Below are 23,742 nucleotides of genomic sequence, written 5' to 3'. Positions count from 1 at the left end.
TAGTAACAGATCCTGTTTCATTCATACAAGGCAGGGTCTTTTTTCATTAAGGGGGCAAATATGTTTAATAAGGCTATTGTTATAGGAGGAAGTATAGCAGGAAAACTCGCAGCAAAAGCATTATCAACTACTTTTAAAGAAGTAATTATCTTAGAAGCTGGTGAAAGATGGGATGGAAAGTCTTCGAGAAAAAGAGTTCCGCAAAGTAATCATCCTCATGTGTTATTAAAAGGTGGAGAAAAAGCTATTGAGGAATTGTTTCCTACTATCACTAATGAATTAATTGAAGCGGGTAGTATCGTAAATAACTTTACTCGTGACTTAAAATGGCATCAATTCGGTTTATGGAAACAGCCATTCATAGGAGAAGTACATATGATTCAACAAAGTAGATTTTTGCTTGAATGGCATATACAGAAACGAATAAATCAAACTCCAAATATTACCACTAAATTTGGAATATTAGTTGAAGGTTTATTAGTAGATGGGAAGTTTAACAAAGTATATGGAGTAAAAGCTAAATGTTTAGAGACTGGTACGCAAGAAGAAATTAAAGCAGATATTGTTGTTGATGCAAGTGGATTTGGTTCAAAAAGTATAGCTTGGTTACGTGAATACAATTTCGAAGTGCAAGAAGAGAAAGTGCGTATTGATTTATTTTACGCAACTAGAATGTTTAAACTTAAAGAAAATGAGAACTTAGAATGCTGTAATATGCTTATGTCTCCAAGCTTCCCTGACAATCCGTATGGCGTTCTTATTCAAACGATTGAGGATAATCGATATTTTGTTACTTTCAGCGGATATGCAAATGAGAAAGCACCACAAACTGATGATGAATTTTATACCTTCGCTGAAAATCTATCAATCACTAATGTGACGGATTTTCTAAACAAAGCTGAGGCAATTTCAAATATCAAAACTTACAAAATTCCGTATCAAGTACACCGGCGATTTGATTTAGTGAATAATTTACCCGAAAGATTGTTAGTAGTCGGGGATGCACATTGTCGTTTTGATCCTGTTTTTGGTCAAGGTGTTTCAGTTGCTGCTATGGAAGCCCACCAATTGCAGTTACTTTTACAAAGGAGACAAAAGATTGATAAAGCATTTACACAGCAGTTTTATAAAAAGACTGCTCATATCATACAAACTCCTTGGGAAATGACTACAACAGAAATATCACGTCATCCTCAGCTAAAAAGAGAATTAACGATGAAGCAAAAATTTCAGCAATGGTATACGAAACAAATATATCAACTATCTGCAACTGATTCTGACGTTTATATTCGATTGGTAAGAGTAATGAATTTAATGCGTAGTCCATTTCACCTATTTCATCCGAAAGTGCTACTTGCAGTGTTATTGAAGCAAAAGAAATAGCAGGAAAATAATCGATTAAAAAGAATATATAACAGTTAGTATATATAGAAGGGGTAAGCGAGATGAAAATATACATAGAACAATTAAAGAAACACGATGCGAAAGATTTATTTACGTTTGAACTTACGAATAAATCTTTTTTTGAAACAATGGTACCAAATCGTGGCTCGCAATATTTTGATTTTGAATATTTTCAAAAACTACTAGATGATTTATTAATAGAACAAGCGGATGGAGATTCTTATTTCTATTTAATTCGTAATGAAGAAAAAGAAATTGTAGGACGAATAAATTTAGTAGATATAGATGCGGAAAATCGAAGCAGTTCGTTAGGTTATCGAGTCGGAGAAAAGTTTACTAAAAAAGGAGTTGCAACAGCAGCTGTAAAATTAGTTTTAGACGTAGCACAAATGAATGAAATTAATGAAGTTCATGCTAAAACAACTTCTAATAATTTCGCATCACAAGTTGTACTAGAAAAAAGTGGATTTTCTTCTTATCATAACGAAGCAGATACAACATCTGTAGAATTAAACGGGGAACATGTGAAGTTTGTACATTATATATGGAGAAATACTTCGCGCTTATAATAAGGGGGACTTATACATGAATGATTTACGTTATCCAATTGGGCAATTTACATACAAACGTCCTATAACTGAAGAAATGATTGATACATGGATTCAAGAAATTGAAGATTTACCTAATGAACTAACAAAGGCAATTAAAGATTTAGATCAGAAGCAGTTAGACACACCGTATCGAGTTGGTGGATGGACAGTTCGTCAAGTTGTACATCACGTTGTTGATAGCCATATGAACAGCTACATACGCTTTAAATTAGCACTAACAGAAAAGAACCCAACTATTAAACCGTATAAAGAAGAGAAGTGGGCAGAATTACCTGATTCTAAATTACCAGTAGATGTTTCACTAGTAATGTTAGAGTCATTGCACAAAAGATGGGTTAACCTTTTATATTCTCTAGAACTTGAAGATCTAGAAAAAACATTTAATCATCCAGATACTGGTGAAACAAAACTTGCTGCTGCAATTGGACTATATGCATGGCATGGACGTCATCATACAGCTCATATAACTTCATTAAGAAATCGACTAAATTGGTAACATGGAGATTACTTTAGAGAAGGCGACAGAAAATGATGCAGCAACTTTGTTTCAAATGCAAATAGACTCATTTACCCCTTTATTAAATAAATATAAAGACTATGAAACAAATCCAGCAAATGAATCTATTGAAAAAACTATTTTAAGGATAAATAATACTAGCAGTAACTATTATAAGATGATAATAGAATCTAACCTTGTTGGAGCGATTTGTATATCCCAAAAAGAAATACCTTATAAATTTTGGATCAGTCCTATGTTTATTCATCCAAACTATCAAGGGAAAAGAATCGCTCAGAGGGTACTTATTTTAATTGAAGAGATGTTTCCAAAAGCACAAACTTTTGAACTTGCTACAATTTTAGAAGAAGGAAGAAATTGTTTTCTATACGAAAAAATGGGGTATAAAAGAACAGAAGTAATAAAGAAATTAAATGATAAAACTACACTAATTTATTATAAAAAAGAAAGGTAAAGCATTTGGAATACGCTTTACCTTTTTATGTTAATTAAGATTAAATATACAAAAATGATGCATTTTCTTCCAAATTACTCGGGTTAGTAATTTTAAAAATGAATAAAGATGCAAAAAGTCGTTATTTCGTCGTATATGTTACTAACGCTTTTTGAATGCTTAAAACACTATCGTCACCTTTAAATTCCTTCGTAATTGGCGTACTCAAACTAGATACCCAAATTTTAAGCTCAGCATCTAAATCAAAATGTCCAGCTGTTTCAATACTAAATTGTGTAATGCTTTTATAAGGAATAGAATGATACTCTGTTTTTTTACCAGATATCCCTTGTTTATCTACTAAAATAAGTCGACGATTTGTAAATACGATTAAATCACGAATTAATTTATAAGCATGCTCAACTTTCTCATCGTCTAGCATAATCTTTTCTAAATCACGTTCTACACTTTCTGTACTAGCATTTGATGCATTTCCTAAAATACCGCTAAATAAACCCATCGGAAATTCCTCCTCCGTTATTTGTGGATTGTGTTACTTATATTGTACCATGCAATTTACTAAGAGGTTATGAGATTACTTTAGTAGTTTCTGGTTATCTTTGCAATTATTTTATATAACCTCATCTTAAAATCTTGTGCTAACATGTAAGTAAGAAAAAAGAAGCAGAGGGATAAAACATGAATAATATCGGTTTAGTATTAGAGGGCGGAGGAATGAAAGGGTTATATACTGCTGGAGTACTCGAATATTTTATGGAAAAGAACTTATTCTTTCCGTATGTAGTCGGCGTATCCGCTGGGGCATGTATGGGAGCCACTTATTTATCGCGCCAAAAAGGAAGAAATAAAAAAGTAAATACAGAGTTAGTATCAGATCACCGATATATATCTTATCGAAATTTGATTCGAAAACGTGAATTATTTGGAATGGACTTTTTATTTGATGAGGTTCCTAATAATATTGTTCCATTTGATTTTCAAACTTTCTTAAACTCAAGTGAACAGTTTGTTATAGGAACGACTGATTGTGATTCAGGCAAAGCAGTCTATTACAATAAAATAGAACACGGAAATGATATTTTAAAAATCATTCGTGCATCAAGCTCTGTCCCGTTTATAGCGCCTGCTGTAGAATATGATAATCGAAAATTGCTTGATGGAGGAATTATCGATCCTATACCGGTTTTAAAAGCGCAAACTGATGGTTATCAAAAGAACGTTGTTATTATGACAAAGCCAGAAGGATATGAGAAGCAGCGAAATAAATTTTCTGGACTAGCTAAAATTTTATATAGAAAATATCCGAATATTGCAGAATCATTAGTAGAACATTATCGTTTTTATAATGAGACGATATCTTATATGAATCAAATAGGACAAAAAGATAATTTTTATGTTATTCAGCCTAGCGTGCAACTTCCTATAAGCGGAATAGAAAGAAATAAAGAAAAACTCGTTAATTTATATAATCTTGGCTATACAGATGCTCATTATCATTATGAAAAATTATTAAGTTGGATAGAGAAATAAAGGGGTGGAAACTTGCTATTAGGTAAAAAGGTTATTTTTAATGAATTGCAGGAAATGCATAGTCTGTTGCTTAAACCATTTCCGAATTGTGACCTTCGAAAAATACGAAAAGATTTTAATAATATGTTTACTGAAGATGATTGCATAAGCGTTGATTTAAATTATTATTGGATGCATACAGCAGGTACTCTAAGTTACATACTTAATAATAATGAAAAGGAGATTGTGTTTGATCAAATAAAGTGGCTAAAGAAATCCTTCTTTGAATGGTTTCCACAATATCACTTTCTAGAAATAGAAATTGTGAAGTATCCCATTTTGAATAGAGATTTCATGAATTTTGAGAAGACCAGGAAACTATTACTATACTACCTTACTGAATAAAAATAAAAACGTACAAGTTATGATGCTTGTGCGTTTTTTTGTTCATAAAAAAGACAATATTTTATACCTTCTTTAAATAGGGATTTTAATGTGCAGAAAGAAGTACTTATAGAATGAAGTAAGGGAGGAGAGGCGTTTAGCGATTGTTTTCCTTTAATGCATTGTCCAACTCGAATATCGTTAGTTATTTATGTTAAAATATTTCGAGTGAAATCAAGTGCTTATTAAGCGAGAAGGGACAACAATAACATGGAAAACGTATCAAATATAGATAAATTGGAATCAATAAAATCTTTACAATCAACAATTCGTAAACTTGAAAATGCACTATCGCAGATGACTCAAAAAGGTGCAAATACTACATTAGTGAAAAAACGACTTAAAGCAGTTTGCGTAGGATTAGCAGCACTAGAAAACGTTTGGAATCAAGAAAATCACCAGTATAGTCAAGAAGAGTTAGTAGAAGCTCGTAATGTCCTTGCTGGTTTGCTTCCATCAATAGAGAGGGCCTATGATAAGTCTAAAGCTGGAAGTCCTCAAAGAACACTTTTAACAAGACGGATAAAAGCATTAGAACTTTCTATTCAGGCAATTGATAAACTTTCTAATAAATAACTCATCTAAATACATAACATCCTAATCCTAAATTTTATAAAAGCAATCTAGTGAAAAGAAATACAAAGGAGAAAGGTGGGTGAATTCAATAATTAGTCCTAAGTTAGAGGAGCTTAATAATCAATTAAAGAATGGAAATGAACAAGCTTTTTATACTTTTTTACATGAAATAAAGTCGAATAGTACGCCATTAATAGAACAATGTCCTGTAGATAGTCAGTATAGGCTTATAACGTATATTTGGTTAGGGGACAGAAAAACCGAAAACGTTTATGTATTCGGCAGTTTTCCTGGTTGGGATCTGTCTGTAAATCAATTAAAACGATTGTTACAGACAGATATTTGGTATGAAACGTTTAGGACGGATAAGAGTTTTATTTCGACGTACTATTTTTCAGTAAACGATGGTTTCGAAAATGATTGGATAAAGCGTAGTGAGCAGTATCAACAAGACCAATTTAATGGAAATACATTTGGAGAAGATGCCAATAAAGCGTCTGTATTAAACATAGGAATGGAAGTGCAGTATAGTAGTCGTTTTCCTTCAAACCATTATCCATCTGGCAGAATTGAAACATATTCTTTTCATAGTTTGATTTTAAATAACAAACGTAAAATTCATATTTATACGCCTCATGATTATTCTCACACTTCACATCTTCAAGAACTTCTCATTGTATTTGATGGGAATTCATTCATTAATAACCTTTCAATTGCAAAAACACTCAATTATTTAATTTACGAAAAAGAAATTCCATCGTGTATTGCTGTTGCTATAGATCCAGTTAATCGGCTAGAAGAGCTAACTTATAACGATAAAATGAATGCATTTTTAACCGAGGAATTACTTTCGTGGATTCAGGCGAAGTATCGTGTGCATCAATAAGTAAAACATACAACAATTGCCGGTTTCAGTCTTGGTGGCTTAGCAGCTTGTTATGCATCGCTTCAAAATCCACATATTTTCGGGAACGTGTTGTCAATGTCTGGATCTGTACATTGGAAAAAGGATGGGTATGAAAATCAAATTCCTTGGTTTGAAAATCAAATTTCATCTATATATTCTAATAGGACTCAACCCAATTTTTATATTGCAGCAGGAGAGCTTGAAAACAAACCTCTTTTAACGGCTAATAGACGCCTGTATAAAGCTTTAAAAGAAAAAGAACACCAAATTACTTATGAAGAGTTCCAAGGCGGTCATGACGGTATTTGATGGCGAGAAAAGTTGTTTGACGGGTTGAGAGCATTGGAATTTACAAAAAACACACTATTAATAAAAAGGTATTAGAACATAATTTACTTTGTCCACCAAGTGCGCAAAAAATGAGGGTGAAAACGGATTTTTAACGATTTTCAATGAAGCTATCTTTTGCTATATAATTAAGTAAGGCATTTTCAATTCATTATTAAAGGGAGGCAAATATAATGAAGAATACGTATCAACTTCAAATTCCGAAAAAACTAGAGCAATATCGTACTATTTTAGAAGAAAGTGTGAAACCATATATTAACGTGTCTGGAACATTAGCAGAGACAACGCTTTTTGAGAGTAAGTTTGGTGGTTATCCGTATTTACCTATAGATCAAGAGCATCCTAAAGATTCAAATGGACAACCTATGATGTTACTTGCGCAGCTAAACTTTGAAGAAATACCGCATGTTGAATATATGCCTCAAGAGGGAATGTTACAGTTTTTTGTAAGTGCTGATGATGAGCTTTACGGAGCAGATTTTGACCATCTAACAACCCAAAAAGACTTTCGAATTATTTATCATTCTACAATTATAGAAGATTTAAATAAGGTTATTACTGATTTTAGTTATTTAAACACTTTAGAATTAGAGGACTTTATCATACCTGAAGCAGCGAAATTGAAATTTGAATTAGCTTATCAACCAGTAACATCAAGTGACTATCGATTTGAAAAGATGTTTAGTGAGGAAGTTGATTGGGAAGAAATTGTTGATGAAGAAAATAGTACAGAATTAGGCGAACTGTATGATGATATATATGTAAGTCAAGGGCATAAAATAGGCGGTTATCCATTTTTCACACAGACAGATCCAAGGGAATGGGAAGTAAAATATGAGCATCATGACATATTATTGCTACAAATCGATACAGACGATTCATTAAATATTATGTGGGGAGATTCTGGTGTTGCTAATTTCTTTATAAAGAAAGACGATTTATTAAATCTAGATTTCTCCAATGTTATTTACAATTGGGATTGTTATTAAAAACTTATAAATGAAATACTAGCAAGCTAAAAAATCTTCCTGAAGGTGAGGGAGATTTTTTTATGTTAAAAATAAACGTTATGTTAACTAGAATGAAGAACAATGAGTGAAATGAAAGTCAAGCCTAAATAACAGAAATAACAACAAATAATGTAAAGTTGTAAAACGTGTGCAAATAGCAATAAATTCATAAAGTAACACATAAAATAAAAATATAAATTTATATTGTGTATAGAAATAATTTTTCTGTATAAAAATTTCTTGCCGATGAAAAATGTTTTTGATTCGTTAAATCTTAAGTGATTATTGATTAAGATTTGCTGTGATGAATTTATAACAAATAAAAACGATAAAAACTGTAGAAATTCGTTTAGATACGATTTTGTGTGAATCTCACTAAAAATCTCCGTTTCGTCTCATTAAGTATAGTTTACTTGGTTTTTGATACCTGATATCGCTTTGTTTCTATAACTGCCTATAATATATATTATGTTAACTGTAAAAAATAATTAACTTATTAATTGTTAGTTATAGTTATTATTATCCCCTTTTCCACCGAATTAGTAATGTGTGACTGATTGTGTAGTTACTCGTTTTATACGCTATTGATAATAATATTTTCGGAGATAAATTAGATTTTAATTAATAAAAAATACAATTCGTTTAAAATGAACGCAGTAAACGAATTGTATTGATATGATTACAAATAAGTTTTTAAAATTAGTTTGCTACAGCTGAACTTGCTGGTGGATTTTTAGTATCTATGTATTGATCTCGTATATCTCTAACAATGGCCATTTGAGGAATATCTGTTAAGAAAAATGTTAATTTTACTACATCATTAAATTGTAATTCCAAAGTTTCTAATGCACTTTTAATATTTTCGAATACTTGTTGCATTTGTGTAGCTAAATCACCAACACCAACTATTTGACCATTAGTATTTATTGCTACTTGCCCAGATATGTAAATTGTTCGTTTTGCGTTACTAATTTCGACTACATGCGAGTATCCAAAAGTTGGTGGCAACGTTTCTGGATTGATAAATTTCTTTTGCAAGATCCTTCTCTCCTTTTATATCGTTTTTTCCATATATCTATCTTCTATTCATTATTTGTTTGTAAATAATCAATTTTGTTATATTCACGTATTTTCCATTGTTCTTGATCATAATAAATGCTACTTATACAGGCAGTACTATCTGAGTGTTTTTTCAGGAATATATTTAAACCGGTTATAATTCTTGCTTTTAGTAGTTCTCTTGGTCTTGATTAAAATAATTACGATTTGGAAACATTTTCATCCGCTCTTCTCTCATTAATCCTGAAGCTATACCATAATCACGTTCTATAAAATTCTCCATTTCAATAATTTTTATTGGTGTTATCATGTGCTTATTTATGATTTCAGCTGTTTGTTTTGCTCTTGATAAAGGACTAGAAATAAGTACATCCCATTGTTTTTCACGCAAATATAAATCACATTTTTCAGCTTGTTGTTTACCATTTTTATTTAGATCAATATTCTCACGGCCTTGAAGCTTCCCTATTGCATTCCATTCAGTTTCACCGTGTCTCACTAAGCATAAAACAGTCATATACATATCCTCCTGTTACTTATATGAAGGTTTAATTCTATACGTTTAGTTTAATAAATTATATATGTCTGGTTCATTTTGGAACTGATCCTGATTACGCCCTGTTTTATTAATTATTCAGTTACTTTTGTATAGAAAAAATGATACCACCAGATAAAAAACTCTTCATAAGTTATTTCTTGTGAGTATTTGCTGCTTGCAAAGTATTCTTAATTGATTGTGACTTTTTACTTAAGCCTAATTGCTCGTATAATACATTTAAACTTAAGTCTACTTGCTTATCTGCTGCTACAAAATTTTTAACCAATTGTTTTTTCGCATAATTAATATCAGTTATAACATCATGAAAATATTCTTCAAATACTTCTTTATTTGCAGTTATTAAATTTAAATTTGTATATCGAGTATTTCCATAAAGTCCAATTTGATATTCACTTAAATCCAAATACGTATTACCATATATTCCAAAGGCCTCTTTATCTGTGTATTCTTGTTCTTGAATCGAATAATAATATCTTTTATTGTTTCTAAAAGGTCGAATCGTTTTTAAATAGTTTTCTTCAATGTTATTTATTTGTTCAAAATCTAATAACACACCGCTATAAAGTAAAAGACTATACGATTCTTTAGATAAATGATTAAATGTCTCTATTCTTTTAGAAATAGCATCAATTTGATTTGAATAATTTTCAATGATTTTGAGTGTAGGTTTAATTAAAGGCTCACATAGGTTATACAACTCTTTTCCTTCATTAGCTGTTATAACCATACAGGTTGGATAGTAACTCCCTCCTATCTTTTTCAATAGACCTTCTAGTTCTAATGCATGTATTTGTTTTTCGAATTCTTCGTTCGTCCAATTTAGTTTCGTTTTTATTGTCTTTGACTCAATTCCAAGATGAAGCATTACAAGTAAGTATTGAAGGTTTGTCCCACTTATTTTTATAGTTGGATAATTGTCACCTGACGAAATCATTTTTGCCTCATAAGATGTTTGAAATATTTTCTCTGAAGTATAATTGGCGAACATTATATAGTCCCTCCTTCTTTAATAAAGTAATTGTAAAATCTATGTATTTACTATGTTCCATAAATAAAAGTAAGGATCCTTTTATGATTTCAAAATAAAAACCTTAGTATGGCCATGTTAATACCTATACTAAGGTCATCTAGAAATTTATATTTAGTTATTGGTAGTTGGATTTGTCAAATTAATCTTTTCATACTCTTTTTTAAATTGATTATCATTTTTTAACCAACTTTTAAAAGTTGGTTCCTTTATTTCTATATTGGAACAAGTTTTAGTGATACATTTATTTTTCATATATTCCTTAAGGAAATTTTGTTTTCTCTGCTTAACAGCAGCTTGAGTTCTTTTTAGTTTTCTATCTTGTAATTTATCTAGATTTAGACTTTCTTTCTGAAATTCTTCATATTTTCTATGCAAATAAATATCTTTGTCTTTATAAATCCAATTTGAAAATAGTTGTATTGATTTTCTCCCGGTTAAAATGACGCGATAATGTTTAGTTTGATTTAGTAAATCGGCTGATAAATTGTGATTTTGTAGTACCTGATTTAAAGAATTCATAAACCTATATGATCCTCCTACAAAACTTACTGTATAAGTTTCATAATTGACGTAACCATCCCCATCAAAATACCCACGAACAAAGTGATGTAAATATTCTTCTGGTACAAAAGGAAATTCAATGTTAAAAGATTTACATGGCTTAATTCCGTGTACGTTCATAAGGTCGTCTTTTATTGTTTTACTATTAATGTTTAGCATAATTTGACCACGTTTTAAAATAATCTTCTGCTATGTCATACTTTCTCTTCCAACTCCCTATAGCACGCCTTGGGACGTTATTGTCTGATAAAACCATACGAATATACCTAGCAGACACATTAGCAAGTATAGCGATTTCTGAGGTACTCTTCCCTTCTGCATATAGCTGCGTTATTTCAGATTTTGATAGTTTACATTTTGATTTCTTTTTTCTCTCTATTTGCACTTACACCCTCTCCTTCCAACTCTTAATTAGAGACATACTTTCTTCTATAACATACAACGAAACATATGTTCTTTGTTGCGCATAAGAAAGGATTTACTAAATTAAAACAATTTACATTTACTTAATATTGATTTTAGCTGCTTCTGATTAAACCCCGTTTTATATATAAAAATAATGAATTTGACAAATTTATGAAATGTAATGCGTTTAAGATGAAAGATTAAATAATTTCGTTTAAACTACAAATAGCTACAATAACAACATACGTGTATTGTTAAACGTAAAAAGGAGAACGAATGAAAAAGAAATATATAAATCAAATTCATACTGATGTAACTTTTAAGCCGAAAGATATTATAGGTTTAATGACTGATTACTTTAAAATGAAAACTAAGCTGCGTCCTATAAAAAAATTACCTATAGTTTTATCAGATAAAAATAATGAGTCTTTAGAGAGCGTGACATGGTTTGGACATTCTGCTTCTCTTTTAAAAATAGAAGGTAAAACATTGTTATTAGACCCGATGTTTGGAGATGCCTCTTCCCCATTTCCTCTGTTTAATAGTAAACGTTATAGTGGTGCTTTTTCTTTAGAGCGTGAAGACCTTCAAGAAATTGATGCGATTATCATTTCTCATAATCATTATGACCATTTAAATTACAAGAGTATTATGCAGTTAAAAGATCGTGCAAAGCACTTTTATGTTCCAACTGGAGTAGCACAATATTTAATTAAATGGGGCGTTTCACCTAGTAAAATTAGCGAACATAATTGGTGGGATGAAATTATGTTTGATAATATTAAGTTGGTATGTGCTCCCGCAAGGCATTTCTCAGGACGAAGTATGACAGATAGAGATTGTTCGTTGTGGTGTTCATGGCTTATTCTTGGTCAAGAAACTAAAATTTTCTTTAGTGGTGATAGCGGTTATGCCCCTCACTTTAAGGAAATTGGTAATAAATACGGCCCATTTGATCTTACTTTAATGGAGTGCGGGCAATATGATCCTAGATGGTCTGCTATTCATATGTTACCTGAAGAGACGGTACAAGCTCATATTGACGTGAAAGGAGAACTGCTTCTTCCGATTCATTGGGGTGCTTTTACATTGGCGTTACATGAATGGAGTGATCCTATTGAACGTGTGACAAAAGAAGCGAATCGTTTAGGGGTTAATATTGCAACGCCACAAATCGGTGAATCTATTACGTTGAAATCTACAGACTATCCTTCATCAGCCTGGTGGAGAGAAATTTAATTATAAATAAAAAAAAGAGCGCACCTTTCTATAAGTGATTCGCTCTTTTTTCTGTATTTAAATGTATTTCACTATGTTTGCCTTCTTGCTATTTGAAACTCTACTTTGGGATAAATTTATTCTTATTACAATTGAACTATATTATCTATAGAACTGTCCTGCTTAGCTAATTCTTCATTCCAATAATCTATTAATTTATGATTAGATAAAACAAAGTTGTGCTCTAATATTAATTCATTGTGGAGTAGTGCATATAAAAATTTTGGTATCATCTCTCCTACGCCGTAATTATAGTCACTTAGAATCCAAGAAATCTCTTTCCAATCTAAAATTCCTTCTGATACTTTTTTTGGAGTGTGATATGTAAATTCATTAAGTAACTCTACTAGATAAACATACATACCGCCAGAATATGAAGAGTCCTCCCATTTAATAATACCTTTAAACCGAATTTGGTCATGCTTAACTTCTATATTAGTCTCTTCTTTTATTTCACGAATCGCATTGTCTAAAGGTGTTTCTCCCTTTTCTATCTTTCCCCCTACCCCGTTCCATAATCCTTTTACAGGGTCATATTCTCTATTTAACATAAGTATTTCTTCATTTCTCTTTATAAAACATAAAGTATGCTTGTACATAATGTGATTCCTTCCTATGTTTTTAATAAGCTCTTACTGGTGATATAAGATGTACTGCTGCAGATTGCGTCCCTGCTTCAATTAATATGGGTCTCATAGAACCACTGAAACTTAAAGTAACCGTTTCTTCTTTTATCGCCCTTAAAGCATCCAACATAAATCGTCCATCGAAAGATATATTTAATTGTTTTTCACCTTGAATCGTATCTATCTGTTGTGTCTCGGATATTTTTCCAATCTGAGAAGCGTTAGAAGAAATTTTAATTGTGGATTCGTTTATGATTTCTAAGTTGACATTGTTATTTGCCCATTCACTTGCTAATAAGCTTGATCGATCTACACCTTGTAAAATCCTTTTTCTATCTATGTTAATGACTGTTTGAAAATCATTTGGAATTAAACTAGATATATTAGGATATTTCCCTTCAATTAGCCTTGAATATAACGTAGTGGTACCGAATGTAAAAATAATGTGACTTTCTGAAAGGTAGATGTATACAAATTTTGAATTACTGCTCATTAATTTTAGCAGTTCACTAATAGTTGCACTTGGTACGATACAATTTGCTTTCACATCTGAAGAAATTATCATTTCACGTATAGCAAGTCTATGTGAATCAGTTGCAGCACAAATTAATTTGTTGTGGTCTAACTCGATATGTACTCCGGTTAGAACGGGTCTAGATTCATTTTTAGCTACCGCAAAGGCAGTTTGTTTAAACACTTCAATCAATTGTTCTGTTTTAACTTGTACTTTTGCATGATCATCTATAAGTGGTACATTCGGAAACTCATATGCTGGAAGTCCATTTAAGTTTAATGTAATTTCTTCTGATTGTATCGTAATGATTTGCTCATTCGTACTTTTTATTGATACATCGCTAGGCATTTTCTTTATAATTTCAATGAAATATTTTGCAGGTACGACAATAGTTCCTGCTTTTACTATAGTTGTAATTTGGTCGTCTTCGTTGGAATTAGGGATGAATTTTTCGATGAAAATATTTGAATTACTTGCGATTAAAGTAATTCCAGATTGATCTGCAATTATTTTTATGCCGGATAGTATAGGGATTATAGCTTTAGTAGATATAGCTTTACTTACTTCTGAAAGTGCCTGAGTGAAATGTTTATGATTAACGATAAACTCCATTTTTTCCCCGCCTTACATGAAATGATAATGTTATGAAGATTGATGAATGATTGTTCCGTTAAAAAAGTAAGGTACTGTTTCTTTTCTTTGTAATGTATTTAATAAGTGTTCTGGTATACGTAAATGCGGTGCTGCTCTATGTAATTCCATCCAAGTAATCTCTTCAATTTCTTTTGGCCTTGTTATATTTGTCTCCCCGCCAATTATTTCACCTAAAAAATTAAAGAAAATTGCATGATGTCCTCTCTCTTCGAAAAAAGCTTCGCTAATGTAACAGATACCGTTTACATTTATATGTAGCCCGGTTTCTTCTTTCACTTCCCGGATTACTGCCTCTTCTAAGGTTTCCCCAAATTTAACTGCGCCACCTGGTAGCGTGTAATAAGAACCTTTCTTCCCTTTGTTTTTTACCATTAAGACCTTTTCATTTGTTTTATCGTATAAAAGTGCATATGTAACATTTACTTTTTTCATCTAAGTCCACCTCTAATAACAGGAATTTTCTGTCTTTGTTACATTCTACCATTTAATCGTTTTAAAATATAAAAAAGTTAATAGAGTATTTCATTTATCTTCTCTTAGCAAAATTAATAATCAATAACCTTTCATTACTATATAAAAAAGAGCCCTATATTAGGACCCTTTTCAGTATTAGGCTACTTTCCGATGTAAATGTTTTATTTCCTTTTTCTTCTCTGCTTTTGGAGGACGAATTAAAATTGAAATAACGAAAGAGATAACAGATAGAAAACCAATTATAATAAAGGTCGGTTGAAATCCACCAAGTAGTGCTCCGATGAATGATCCTGCAAGCGCACCAAATCCGAAACCTTGGTAAACAATTCCGTAATTTGTACTATGATTTTTTAAGCCGAAGAAATCTCCGACAATGGCCGGGAATATTGTAATGTTACCACCAAAGCAAAAGGCAACACTTGCTACACAAGCGAAATAAATACCGTAATTTAGTGGGATGAAACTTAAAGTAAAGACTGACAATCCAATAATAATAAACGTTGCAGAGACAATTTTCATTCGGCCAATTTTATCTGATAATGTTCCAAGAATGATTCTACCTACTGTATTAAAGATTGCAATCATTGCGACGGCGTTAGCGGCGGTTGCTGCGCTAAGTCCAACGAGCTGTACTCCGATATCTTTTACCATACCGATTAAATATAGACCACCCATACATGATGTGAATAACATGAAAAACAAGAGATATACTTGTTTCGTTCGCATCATTTCACGAGACGTATAGTCACTGTGTAATGTCTCAGTTACGGTGTTACTTACAACTGCTTCACGTAAGAAGAACGATCCGGTTAATACTAAAAGTAGGACGATAATCCCCCAATATAAAAATGCTTGTGATACCCCAAGACTATCGATAAGACTACCGTTTATATATCTAAAGATTAAGCTGCCCATTCCATATGCAGAAACAGATATACCAGAAATAAGTCCTTTCCGATTTGGAAACCATTTAATTAAATTAGATAGTGATGTAATATAAGCAGTTCCATCTGCATAACCAACAACGACACCAGCTAATAAATATAGTAATGGTAAGGAAGAAACTTGTGAACTAAGTATTAAACCGAGTCCCAAAACAATCCCTGCAGTAGCGATGAGTTTACGAAGTCCTAATTTTTGCTGCAGCTTACCTGCGAATAAGGTTGAAAATGATAAAGAAAAGCTTGTTATGGAGAAAGTTATCGCAACGGCATTGAGGTTCCATCCAAACTTACTTACAAGGGGTTGATTAAATAAACTCCATGTATAAATTGTTCCAAGGCCAATTTGAACAATGATTGTACCTAAAACAATTAGTAATGGATTTATAGAAGTTTGTTTCATACTAACTGTCCCCTTCTTTTATCTTGACATGAATTTTCACAGTTAGTATAACCATCATAAAATACAAGATACTATGCGGAAAATGGAAATTAAGTTCATACACACAAAAAGACACTCCATTATGAAGTGTCTTTTTGCAGGTTATATTAGATTTACTAAAAGAAAGCTTAGTTTTGTTAAGATAAGACATTTTCAAATGCTTATGTATATATGATACCAAAAGATTTCTTTCATGTGATGGGACTTAAGATGTATTTTTCATTCATTATATAGTCGGATGAAGAAAAAATTAGTATTCAATTTCATCAAAATCCTTCGGCTGCGGTACCGTTTGCATATTAGCTGCATCTTTTGGATCGCTATAAATTGCATTTTGTTCTGTATTTACATCTTTAATATTTTGCTTTTTGTTTTTATTTATTTTATCTTTCATTTTCTTTCACTCCTTTTCATTATAGGAGTAATTATGCCCTATTACTGTTATGAAATGTATCAACGACTAAATTGCTAAATTTACGTAAATAATATAAGTAATTATCACCACCGTAGTTATATCTTTTATTGTACATTTTCGCAACAACTCCTTTATATTCAGGTATTACTAAAATGGTTGGTCCAGTAATTCCTAATTTGTCCCGTCATTCGTTTCTCCTAAACCGTGCGAATGAGTTACTAAATGTCTTATCGTTATTTTACCGAGTAATACAGGGTCGAAGTCTTTAAAATATTTTTTCGCTTCATCATCAATTGAGTTTATTTTTCCCTCGTAAAGCGCATATGCTACCATTAATCCTAAATAACTTTTTCTCGCAGAAGCAACATTGAATTGTGAAGGTGCTGTTACTTTGTTATTTGTAGATGTATTTGAATGATAGCCACTATAATGCTCTAGTCGATTTTATTATCTTTTATAATACACAGTGCAGTTGCAGAACTATGATTTTCTTCTTTTATATTCTCGACCCAAGAAATCAATTTATCGTATGTATACAAATAAATCCCCCTTAACACGAATAAAAAATCACAACATGAAAGAAACGTATAAAATAGTATTTACACCTTTCTTTCATGTAAGATATTATTGATGTTCTATACTTAAATGATCCACCAGTTCCAGCAATTAAAGCAACTGAAACAACCAGCGCAACCTATACATCCGCCGCAACGTCCTGCACAACCTCCGCATCTTCCGCCGCCACATCCACCACAGCGTCCGCCGCAACCACCGCATCCGCCGCAACGACGTGCATCATCTTGAATGTAATAGTATGGATATTGATTTTGTTGCAGTTGATCCCAATACACAACATTACCGGATTGATAATCATTAAGGTTTAATGATTGAAGTTCTTGTTGAAACTGATTCATTACGAAACCCTCCATTTATAAAAATAAATTCCGTCCAAATGTTACAGTTTATATATTTTTGCAAACAAAGTAGAAAAAGGCTATAGACTAAATGCGTACATCAACAAAATATGAACTTACACTAGGTGATGTACCTTGTTTTTTAGCCTATTTTCTTAATCTCCTTTCAGTAGACGAATTTATTTTTAATAGAGGTATTTAAAAATTACTAATCCAACAGTTTAGTAGTTCATCGCTTAATTTTCTTTCTAGTAACTCTTTCACTGAAGGTGCTGGCATGATTTTATAAGTATTTAAAGCTTCTTGATTATAATCTATCCAGTGAAATGCTAAATGAGACTCTTTAGAGTTTGGTGTGAAATCAATATGTAACTCTTGTGAATCTATTTCAAACATGTGATTAATTTCATGATGAAGAACTTCTCGGTCTTCCCATTGGTTTTCTATGACGCCTAAAAATTGTTTTATACTACAGTTAACTCCGAGTTCTTCTTGCAGTTCTCTTATTAATGCATTCTCAGCTGATTCCCCAACTTCAACATGACCACCTGGTAAAAAATAATGATGGCCAATATATTCAGCCACTAACAATTTTTTATCTTTAATCATAACAGCTCGTACAATGTGATGAAATTTAGTTTTCAATTGCTTTTCCTCTCAATCCTTTACTTTATATTTGATTAACGAATAAACGATAGACTTGCTCACCATCATATTCATGTCCCAATGATTGAAAACCGTAACGTTCATACAGTTTCTTTGCAGAGATATTATCTTTATGTACGGTTAATCTAATTTCTTTACACGCCTTACATGTATTTTTTATTAAATAGATGTTTTTCTGTAATGCCGCTTTTCCATAACCATTACCTTGCTGCTTTTTATCGATAATAAAACCGTTTATCCAATACATATTAGTTGTCTCTCTTACAACAGCATGCATAATAAAACCAACTATTAGATCGCCGTCGTATATCGCAAATGGTATGTACTCTACATTATCACCATCTGGTTTTATATATACTTTAGCAAGTGAAACTGCTACAGATGGAACAAATTTCATCTGGTTTTCTTTAACTTGTAACTTTAATGCATCTTCCCAATTCTCTCTCGTAACAACCTTTAACTGGACATTCAATAATTTTAGCTCCTTTATTAAGAGAATGTATTTATATATTCAACGCAGTAAAATAATTCCCTGTTTCAATTTCAAAAGTTACGTGGTTACATGTCATTAATAGATATATTGAATTATTACCTCTAAACAAAAGCTACTTTGTTGTATTGCAGTACTCCTCACTATGCATTTCTTTCTTTAATGATATATGTGCAATTAAAACCCCTAATATAGTAATTCCTCCACCAATTATCGAAACAAAAGACGGTATTTCACCTAACCATATCCAAGCAATAAAACATGCAGTTACTGGGGTTAAATATAGAGAGCTTGTTGCTTCAGTAGCACCAGAATGAGATATGATATAAGCTAATGCGATATATGGGAGTACTGTTGGAAATAAACCTAAATATAAAACACTCATATTCACCTCAAGAGGAGCTGCTAGTATTTCTGTATACATTCCCGGTAAGAAAATAAGCATACATACAGTACTAGATAAAATTGTATATATAGTAAATGGCAAGAAGCCGTATTTTTTCAAGTAAGAAGTTTGGAAAACGAAAAATAGGCTTTCTGCAATCGCTGCTAATAATATAAATAATCCTCCACTATTCAATTGAATAGCATCTCCTTGACTAAATGATATGAAAGCAATTCCTATAAAACTAATTACACCACCGATCCAACCATTTAATTTCATTTTTTCGTTCAAAAAAATAGAAGCAAAAATTGCCGTTACTATAGGTGTGACTGAAACAATTAAACTTGCAGATCCAGCATTTACTGTTTTTTCGCCGTAATTTAATGCAATGTGATAAATAGTAAACCCTAAAGCACCAAATATAAAAATTGCTGGGATATCCTTTAAATTTGGTAGCCGTAACTTATATATAAAAGAAAACAAAAGTAGTATAAATGAAGCAATTAATAAACGTAGTAAAGTAAGATGCTCTGGTGTATAAGATGTGAGCACATATGATGCGTAAATCCCATTTTTTATTATGCATGTTATCTCTCCCTTCCTAATAAACCAACCACTTTAAAATTACCAATTATTTCTTTTCATCATATTTAATAGTTGATACAATGTCTTCAACCAGTCATTTATCGTAAAAACCAACCACTTGGCATTTTTAAAGTAAACGAGGGAGTTTTTTTATGACAACTAATAAAAAACTGCCTAAATATCGGCAGATAATAGATTATATGAAAGAAAAAATCGAAAACGGAGAATGGCCTATTGGTAGTAAGATCCCTAGTCAACGGCAGTTAGCCAAATTATTTCATGTAAATCGAAGTACTGTAATAACTGCACTAGATGAACTTATGGCAGACGGATTGATTCAAGGAAAAATTGGAGCAGGAACAATTGTGACAAATAATACATGGTCATTATTAGCGACGAATCCCCCGCCTGATTGGAGTGAATATGTAAAGGCTGGTATTCATAAACCTAGCAAGTTAATGGTACGAGAAATAAATGAAGCAGAAGCAAATAAAGAACTTATCCACCTTAGTAAAGGCGAACTTGCGCCTCAAGTTTTCCCACTAGAAACTATGCAGTCAATTATGAAAAGCATATGTGAGGAATTAGATTATTTTGGATATGAAGAACAAAAAGGGTTTTTACCGTTACGTGAAGCAATTAGTAAATACGTAAAATCATTTGGAATACATGCATCAGCTAGTTCTATATTAATCGTTTCTGGTGCGTTACAAGCATTGCAATTAATATCAATTGGTCTATTGCATAGAGAATCAACCGTTTTACTTGAGCAACCTTCTTACTTATATTCACTTCATGTATTTCAATCAGCAAATATAAATCTAGCTGGTATATGTATGGATCATCACGGTATTTTACCTAACGAGTTATTAAAGCGAATCAAATATAGTCAAAAGAAAAATATTTTATATTCTATCCCTTGTTTTCAAAATCCAACAGGGATATTAATGTCTCTAGAGCGAAGAAAAGAAATATTAAAAATATGTGAAAAGGAACAGTTACCTATTATTGAAGATGATATTTACCGCGAATTATGGATTGATGAACTACCTCCAGCTCCTTTAAAGTCGATAGATAAACATGGACATGTATTATATGTTGGTAGTCTCTCTAAAACACTTACTCCTGGACTTAGAATTGGATGGATTATTGGACCAGAACCTGTAATTGATAGATTGTCAGATATAAAAATGCAAACAGACTATGGATCGAGCTCTTTATCACAAAGAGTTGCTGCTGAATGGATAAATAAAGGATTTTATGAGGAACATGTTGCAAACATAAGAATTCAACTCAAAGAACGAAGACAAATAATGATACGTGCTTTAAATAAGTATTGTGCAGATATTGCCACCTGGGATATTCCTAGTGGTGGATTTTTTATATGGCTAAAGGTTGTACCTAGCATTCCGATGAAGAAATTATTTTCAGAGGCACTATCCAAAGGAATTCTTTTAAACCCAGGACGTATCTATGAAGAAGAATCAGATCAGTACATTCGTTTATCATATGGATATGCTTCTCCAGAGCAAATGACTAACGGGATTGAATTGTTAGGCGAATTAATCCGTAAGTTAATGACATAACAAAAACTCCTCTTTTATTTATAGAGGAGTTTTTATGTATCTTATTTACCACAATCTCATTTCTTGTCCCAATAAAATAAGTTCTTCATAAGGATCCCCTTTAATGTCTAATACTTGAGCAAAAGCAGGTTCTGTTTTTAAACCGTTCTCTTTTAAGTGAAGAATTTCTTTCCTTAGATGGGGATGCTGCATTAATAACATGTGCTCTACTATCATATGTCTATATGCATTTTGGTTACGTACTGGCTTAGGCTGAGCAAATAATTCAAAATCAAAACCTTCAAATTCAAAATTTACCTTTATCGATTCGGTATTTTTAATTTTTTTCTTTTTTATTTTGAATCCTTTATAAGAACCGTATAAAGATCTCATTTCCTGTTCAAAAACATCAAAGTTATGTACTTCCATTACTATATCTAAGTCAGATTGAAGAGTATCAATTCTTATAGGGATTGTCCCGCAAAGAACGGGACTATACAAAGCTAAATCCTCCATTATGTTTAGTTTATTCAAAACATCATATACCTTTTGTTGCTTGTCATTCCCTGATTGTAAATATGTAATAGATGTAAACATGGAAGTCTCTCCTTCATTTCACGTAATACGTATCTCACTAAATACAAGAAAAATTTGTCCGTTTAAACTTGTTCTTGGAGTACCTTTATTTCAATATATTAAAGTGAATAAACAATATGTTTCAACTTTTCTCCTATACTGCAATACTATAACAATAAAAAGGGAGGAATTATTATGAGCATTTTCAACATTCTTTTAACCATCCACATATTATTTGGAACGATATGTTTAACCACTGGGATAATAGCGATGGTTGCTCAAAAGAAGAAAGGAAAACATACGGAATGGGGTGAAATATATCATGCATCCTACGTTGTCATCACCCTTACTGCAATTATATTATCCATTATAAACTGGGATAAAATCGCATATTTATTTTATGTGGCAATTTTCTCTTATTCATTTGCGATCTATGGATACCTCGCACGAAAAAAACGGTGGAAAAATTGGCTTCACCACCATATTATAGGTATGTTAGGCTCTTATATCGGTGCTGTTACCGCACTTTTGGTAAACATCGGTATTCATATTCCCTTAATTAATTTACTGCCACCTATATGGTTTTGGTTTTTACCTACATTAATCGGTATTCCTCTCGTAGCCAGTGTATCAAAAAAATATAAAAAGCGTAGTTAAAATTCATTACATTTTCGTTACTTTCTGATGATTATTATGAAAAATCATACTCAATGTAATATTTTATTAATAAATTCAAAATCGTATTGCTTTAAGTTAATCACTTAGAGCTAAATAAAAAGAATCCAATAAAAGTATTGGATTCTTTTTCGGATTTCATTTCAATATTGGATCTATGTATTCAATGATGTTACCATTTGAACCATGAACTATCTTTGTATACTTGTGGGTACTTGTTTTATTGGTTCAGTGATAATTACACTATTATAGTTTAACTAACGAATGTAAACGATCCGGGTAATTCGTAAACATCCCGTCAACGCCCCATAAAATTAGCTTTTTCATGTCTGTTTCATTATCTACAGTAAATGGATGAACTTCTAATCCATGTTTCTTTATTCTCTTTACATAAGCTGAATCAACATATTTATAGTTCATCCCAAGACCGATGCAGTATGTTTTATACTTTTTATCTCTAATTCATTTAATTGAATTGCCTTTTTGTAAGGTAGTAATTGTACTAGCGGTATATTAACATCTAAACTATGAATTTTTTGCAGACTTTCTTCACTAAATGATTGAATAATAACTTTATCACTTATTTCGTAGTGTTTTATAATTTCTAATAGTTTTTCTTCCATACCAGCATATTCATCTGGTGATTTTGTTTCAATATAATAGTTAGCATTCTGCCCGAACGTTTCAATAATTTCTTCTAGTGTTGGGACTGTAGCATCTTCATATTCTTTCTTTGCTAAATTTGGATGCTTTTCATTGAAAAAAGAACCTGCATTTAGTTGCTTTATTTCTTTTAATGTATGTTCCTTAACTAGCCCCGTACCATTTGTAGTGCGATTTACTGTTTCATCATGCATAGCTATTAAATGTCCGTCTTTTGTCATTTGAAGATCAATTTCTATATAATCTCCTTTTAATTGTTGTCCTAATGTATAAGCTGGTATTGTATGTTCCGGCGCATATGCAGAAGCACCTCTATGTGCAATGTTTTTTATATGATTTGATTGTTTAATAGCTTTCGTGTACTTAAGTTCCTTTGCTTTATGAAAAACAAAAGTACCTATTACTATAAAGGTGCAAATGATTGTAACGATATATATTTTTTTCATAATGATGTATTAACTCCTACATGAAAGCAATTTAGCTCG

At 31.6% G+C, this 23,742-nt stretch carries 21 protein-coding genes and 8 pseudogenes; 12 read left to right on the top strand and 17 right to left on the bottom strand.

What is annotated here, in order from left to right; translation table 11 throughout:
* Positions 1 to 60: 60 nt before the first annotated feature.
* From F8162_RS01470 to F8162_RS01455, 4 genes and pseudogenes are all read left to right on the top strand, one after another.
* Positions 61 to 1,383, top strand: a complete 1,323-nt coding sequence (locus tag F8162_RS01470) for an FAD-dependent oxidoreductase (RefSeq protein WP_151582860.1) — start codon at positions 61 to 63, stop codon at positions 1,381 to 1,383.
* Between the two features lie 62 nt (positions 1,384 to 1,445).
* Positions 1,446 to 1,973: a GNAT family N-acetyltransferase gene (locus tag F8162_RS01465; protein ID WP_151582858.1), complete on the top strand. Its 528-nt coding sequence runs from the start codon at positions 1,446 to 1,448 to the stop codon at positions 1,971 to 1,973.
* 16 nt (positions 1,974 to 1,989) lie between these two features.
* A complete protein-coding gene (locus tag F8162_RS01460; protein WP_151582856.1) occupies positions 1,990 to 2,511 on the top strand; it encodes a YfiT family bacillithiol transferase in 522 nt (173 codons plus the stop codon).
* Position 2,512: 1 nt separating this feature from the next.
* Positions 2,513 to 2,986: pseudogene (locus F8162_RS01455) on the top strand (GNAT family N-acetyltransferase); the annotation flags it as partial.
* 121 nt (positions 2,987 to 3,107) lie between these two features.
* Here the strand turns inward: F8162_RS01455 and F8162_RS01450 are convergent.
* Positions 3,108 to 3,485: a PH domain-containing protein gene (locus tag F8162_RS01450; RefSeq protein ID WP_000522465.1), complete on the bottom strand. Its 378-nt coding sequence runs from the start codon at positions 3,483 to 3,485 to the stop codon at positions 3,108 to 3,110.
* 179 nt (positions 3,486 to 3,664) lie between these two features.
* Here F8162_RS01450 and F8162_RS01445 point away from each other — a divergent pair, with 179 nt between their 5' ends.
* From F8162_RS01445 to F8162_RS01420, 5 genes and pseudogenes are all read left to right on the top strand, one after another.
* The gene (locus F8162_RS01445; RefSeq protein WP_151582852.1) at positions 3,665 to 4,516 is read left to right on the top strand and encodes a patatin family protein; all 852 of its coding nucleotides are present in this window, start codon (positions 3,665 to 3,667) and stop codon (positions 4,514 to 4,516) included.
* 12 nt (positions 4,517 to 4,528) lie between these two features.
* On the top strand, positions 4,529 to 4,900 hold the full coding sequence (locus F8162_RS01440; protein WP_151582850.1) for a YxiJ-like family protein: 372 nt from the start codon (positions 4,529 to 4,531) through the stop codon (positions 4,898 to 4,900).
* Between the two features lie 249 nt (positions 4,901 to 5,149).
* A complete protein-coding gene (locus tag F8162_RS01435) occupies positions 5,150 to 5,515 on the top strand; it encodes a hypothetical protein (protein ID WP_151582848.1) in 366 nt (121 codons plus the stop codon).
* 79 nt (positions 5,516 to 5,594) lie between these two features.
* Positions 5,595 to 6,731: pseudogene (locus F8162_RS01430) on the top strand (alpha/beta hydrolase).
* Positions 6,732 to 6,943: 212 nt separating this feature from the next.
* Positions 6,944 to 7,759 carry a YwqG family protein gene (locus tag F8162_RS01420; RefSeq protein WP_151582846.1) on the top strand — a complete coding sequence of 272 codons (816 nt, stop codon included), beginning with the start codon at positions 6,944 to 6,946 and terminating at the stop codon, positions 7,757 to 7,759.
* Between the two features lie 720 nt (positions 7,760 to 8,479).
* Here F8162_RS01420 and F8162_RS01415 read toward each other — a convergent pair.
* The 4 genes and pseudogenes from F8162_RS01415 to F8162_RS01400 all read right to left on the bottom strand — a co-directional run bounded on the left by F8162_RS01415 (position 8,480) and on the right by F8162_RS01400 (position 11,374).
* On the bottom strand, positions 8,480 to 8,818 hold the full coding sequence (locus F8162_RS01415) for a RidA family protein (RefSeq protein WP_151582844.1): 339 nt from the start codon (positions 8,816 to 8,818) through the stop codon (positions 8,480 to 8,482).
* 44 nt (positions 8,819 to 8,862) lie between these two features.
* A pseudogene (locus F8162_RS01410) lies at positions 8,863 to 9,356 on the bottom strand (histidine phosphatase family protein).
* A 50-nt stretch (positions 9,357 to 9,406) separates the two neighbouring features.
* Positions 9,407 to 10,386: pseudogene (locus F8162_RS01405) on the bottom strand (hypothetical protein).
* A 153-nt stretch (positions 10,387 to 10,539) separates the two neighbouring features.
* A pseudogene (locus F8162_RS01400) lies at positions 10,540 to 11,374 on the bottom strand (LAGLIDADG family homing endonuclease).
* Between the two features lie 296 nt (positions 11,375 to 11,670).
* On the opposite strand from F8162_RS01400, the gene F8162_RS01395 reads away from it, so the two are divergent.
* Positions 11,671 to 12,633 (top strand): MBL fold metallo-hydrolase, encoded by a 963-nt coding sequence (locus F8162_RS01395; RefSeq protein WP_151582842.1) that lies wholly within the window; start codon positions 11,671 to 11,673, stop codon positions 12,631 to 12,633.
* A gap of 125 nt (positions 12,634 to 12,758) precedes the next feature.
* Here F8162_RS01395 and F8162_RS01390 read toward each other — a convergent pair whose 3' ends face one another.
* From F8162_RS01390 to F8162_RS01350, 10 genes and pseudogenes are all read right to left on the bottom strand, one after another.
* A complete protein-coding gene (locus F8162_RS01390) occupies positions 12,759 to 13,271 on the bottom strand; it encodes an NUDIX hydrolase (RefSeq protein ID WP_151582840.1) in 513 nt (170 codons plus the stop codon).
* A 22-nt stretch (positions 13,272 to 13,293) separates the two neighbouring features.
* Positions 13,294 to 14,424 carry a DNA polymerase III subunit beta gene (gene dnaN, locus F8162_RS01385; RefSeq protein ID WP_151582838.1) on the bottom strand — a complete coding sequence of 377 codons (1,131 nt, stop codon included), beginning with the start codon at positions 14,422 to 14,424 and terminating at the stop codon, positions 13,294 to 13,296.
* Positions 14,425 to 14,454: 30 nt separating this feature from the next.
* Positions 14,455 to 14,898: an NUDIX hydrolase gene (locus tag F8162_RS01380; protein ID WP_151582836.1), complete on the bottom strand. Its 444-nt coding sequence runs from the start codon at positions 14,896 to 14,898 to the stop codon at positions 14,455 to 14,457.
* Between the two features lie 177 nt (positions 14,899 to 15,075).
* On the bottom strand, positions 15,076 to 16,284 hold the full coding sequence (locus F8162_RS01375) for an OFA family MFS transporter (RefSeq protein ID WP_151582834.1): 1,209 nt from the start codon (positions 16,282 to 16,284) through the stop codon (positions 15,076 to 15,078).
* Positions 16,285 to 16,573: 289 nt separating this feature from the next.
* The gene (locus F8162_RS28600) at positions 16,574 to 16,717 is read right to left on the bottom strand and encodes a hypothetical protein (RefSeq protein ID WP_000653324.1); all 144 of its coding nucleotides are present in this window, start codon (positions 16,715 to 16,717) and stop codon (positions 16,574 to 16,576) included.
* A gap of 31 nt (positions 16,718 to 16,748) precedes the next feature.
* Positions 16,749 to 17,277: pseudogene (locus F8162_RS01370) on the bottom strand (serine hydrolase).
* Positions 17,278 to 17,379: 102 nt separating this feature from the next.
* On the bottom strand, positions 17,380 to 17,652 hold the full coding sequence (locus tag F8162_RS01365) for a heterocycloanthracin/sonorensin family bacteriocin (RefSeq protein WP_151582831.1): 273 nt from the start codon (positions 17,650 to 17,652) through the stop codon (positions 17,380 to 17,382).
* Between the two features lie 198 nt (positions 17,653 to 17,850).
* The gene (locus tag F8162_RS01360) at positions 17,851 to 18,297 is read right to left on the bottom strand and encodes an NUDIX domain-containing protein (protein WP_151582829.1); all 447 of its coding nucleotides are present in this window, start codon (positions 18,295 to 18,297) and stop codon (positions 17,851 to 17,853) included.
* Between the two features lie 25 nt (positions 18,298 to 18,322).
* A complete protein-coding gene (locus tag F8162_RS01355) occupies positions 18,323 to 18,790 on the bottom strand; it encodes a GNAT family N-acetyltransferase (protein ID WP_151582827.1) in 468 nt (155 codons plus the stop codon).
* Positions 18,791 to 18,923: 133 nt separating this feature from the next.
* A pseudogene (locus tag F8162_RS01350) lies at positions 18,924 to 19,779 on the bottom strand (DMT family transporter).
* 151 nt (positions 19,780 to 19,930) lie between these two features.
* Between F8162_RS01350 and F8162_RS01345 the strand changes: the two are divergent.
* Positions 19,931 to 21,364, top strand: a complete 1,434-nt coding sequence (locus F8162_RS01345) for a PLP-dependent aminotransferase family protein (RefSeq protein ID WP_151582825.1) — start codon at positions 19,931 to 19,933, stop codon at positions 21,362 to 21,364.
* 45 nt (positions 21,365 to 21,409) lie between these two features.
* On the opposite strand, the gene F8162_RS01340 is transcribed toward F8162_RS01345, so the two are convergent.
* Positions 21,410 to 21,940, bottom strand: a complete 531-nt coding sequence (locus F8162_RS01340; protein ID WP_151582823.1) for a DUF4269 domain-containing protein — start codon at positions 21,938 to 21,940, stop codon at positions 21,410 to 21,412.
* A gap of 174 nt (positions 21,941 to 22,114) precedes the next feature.
* On the opposite strand from F8162_RS01340, the gene F8162_RS01335 reads away from it, so the two are divergent.
* On the top strand, positions 22,115 to 22,576 hold the full coding sequence (locus tag F8162_RS01335; RefSeq protein WP_151582821.1) for a DUF2306 domain-containing protein: 462 nt from the start codon (positions 22,115 to 22,117) through the stop codon (positions 22,574 to 22,576).
* A gap of 264 nt (positions 22,577 to 22,840) precedes the next feature.
* On the opposite strand, the pseudogene F8162_RS01330 reads toward F8162_RS01335, so the two are convergent.
* Positions 22,841 to 23,703: pseudogene (locus tag F8162_RS01330) on the bottom strand (glycerophosphodiester phosphodiesterase).
* Between the last annotated feature and the right edge of the window lie 39 nt (positions 23,704 to 23,742).

The sequence above is a fragment of the Bacillus sp. CH140a_4T genome (assembly GCF_008923725.1).
In the GTDB taxonomy this organism is placed as follows: Bacteria; Bacillota; Bacilli; order Bacillales; family Bacillaceae_G; genus Bacillus_A.
This window is presented reverse-complemented; position numbering and strand designations above follow the sequence as displayed.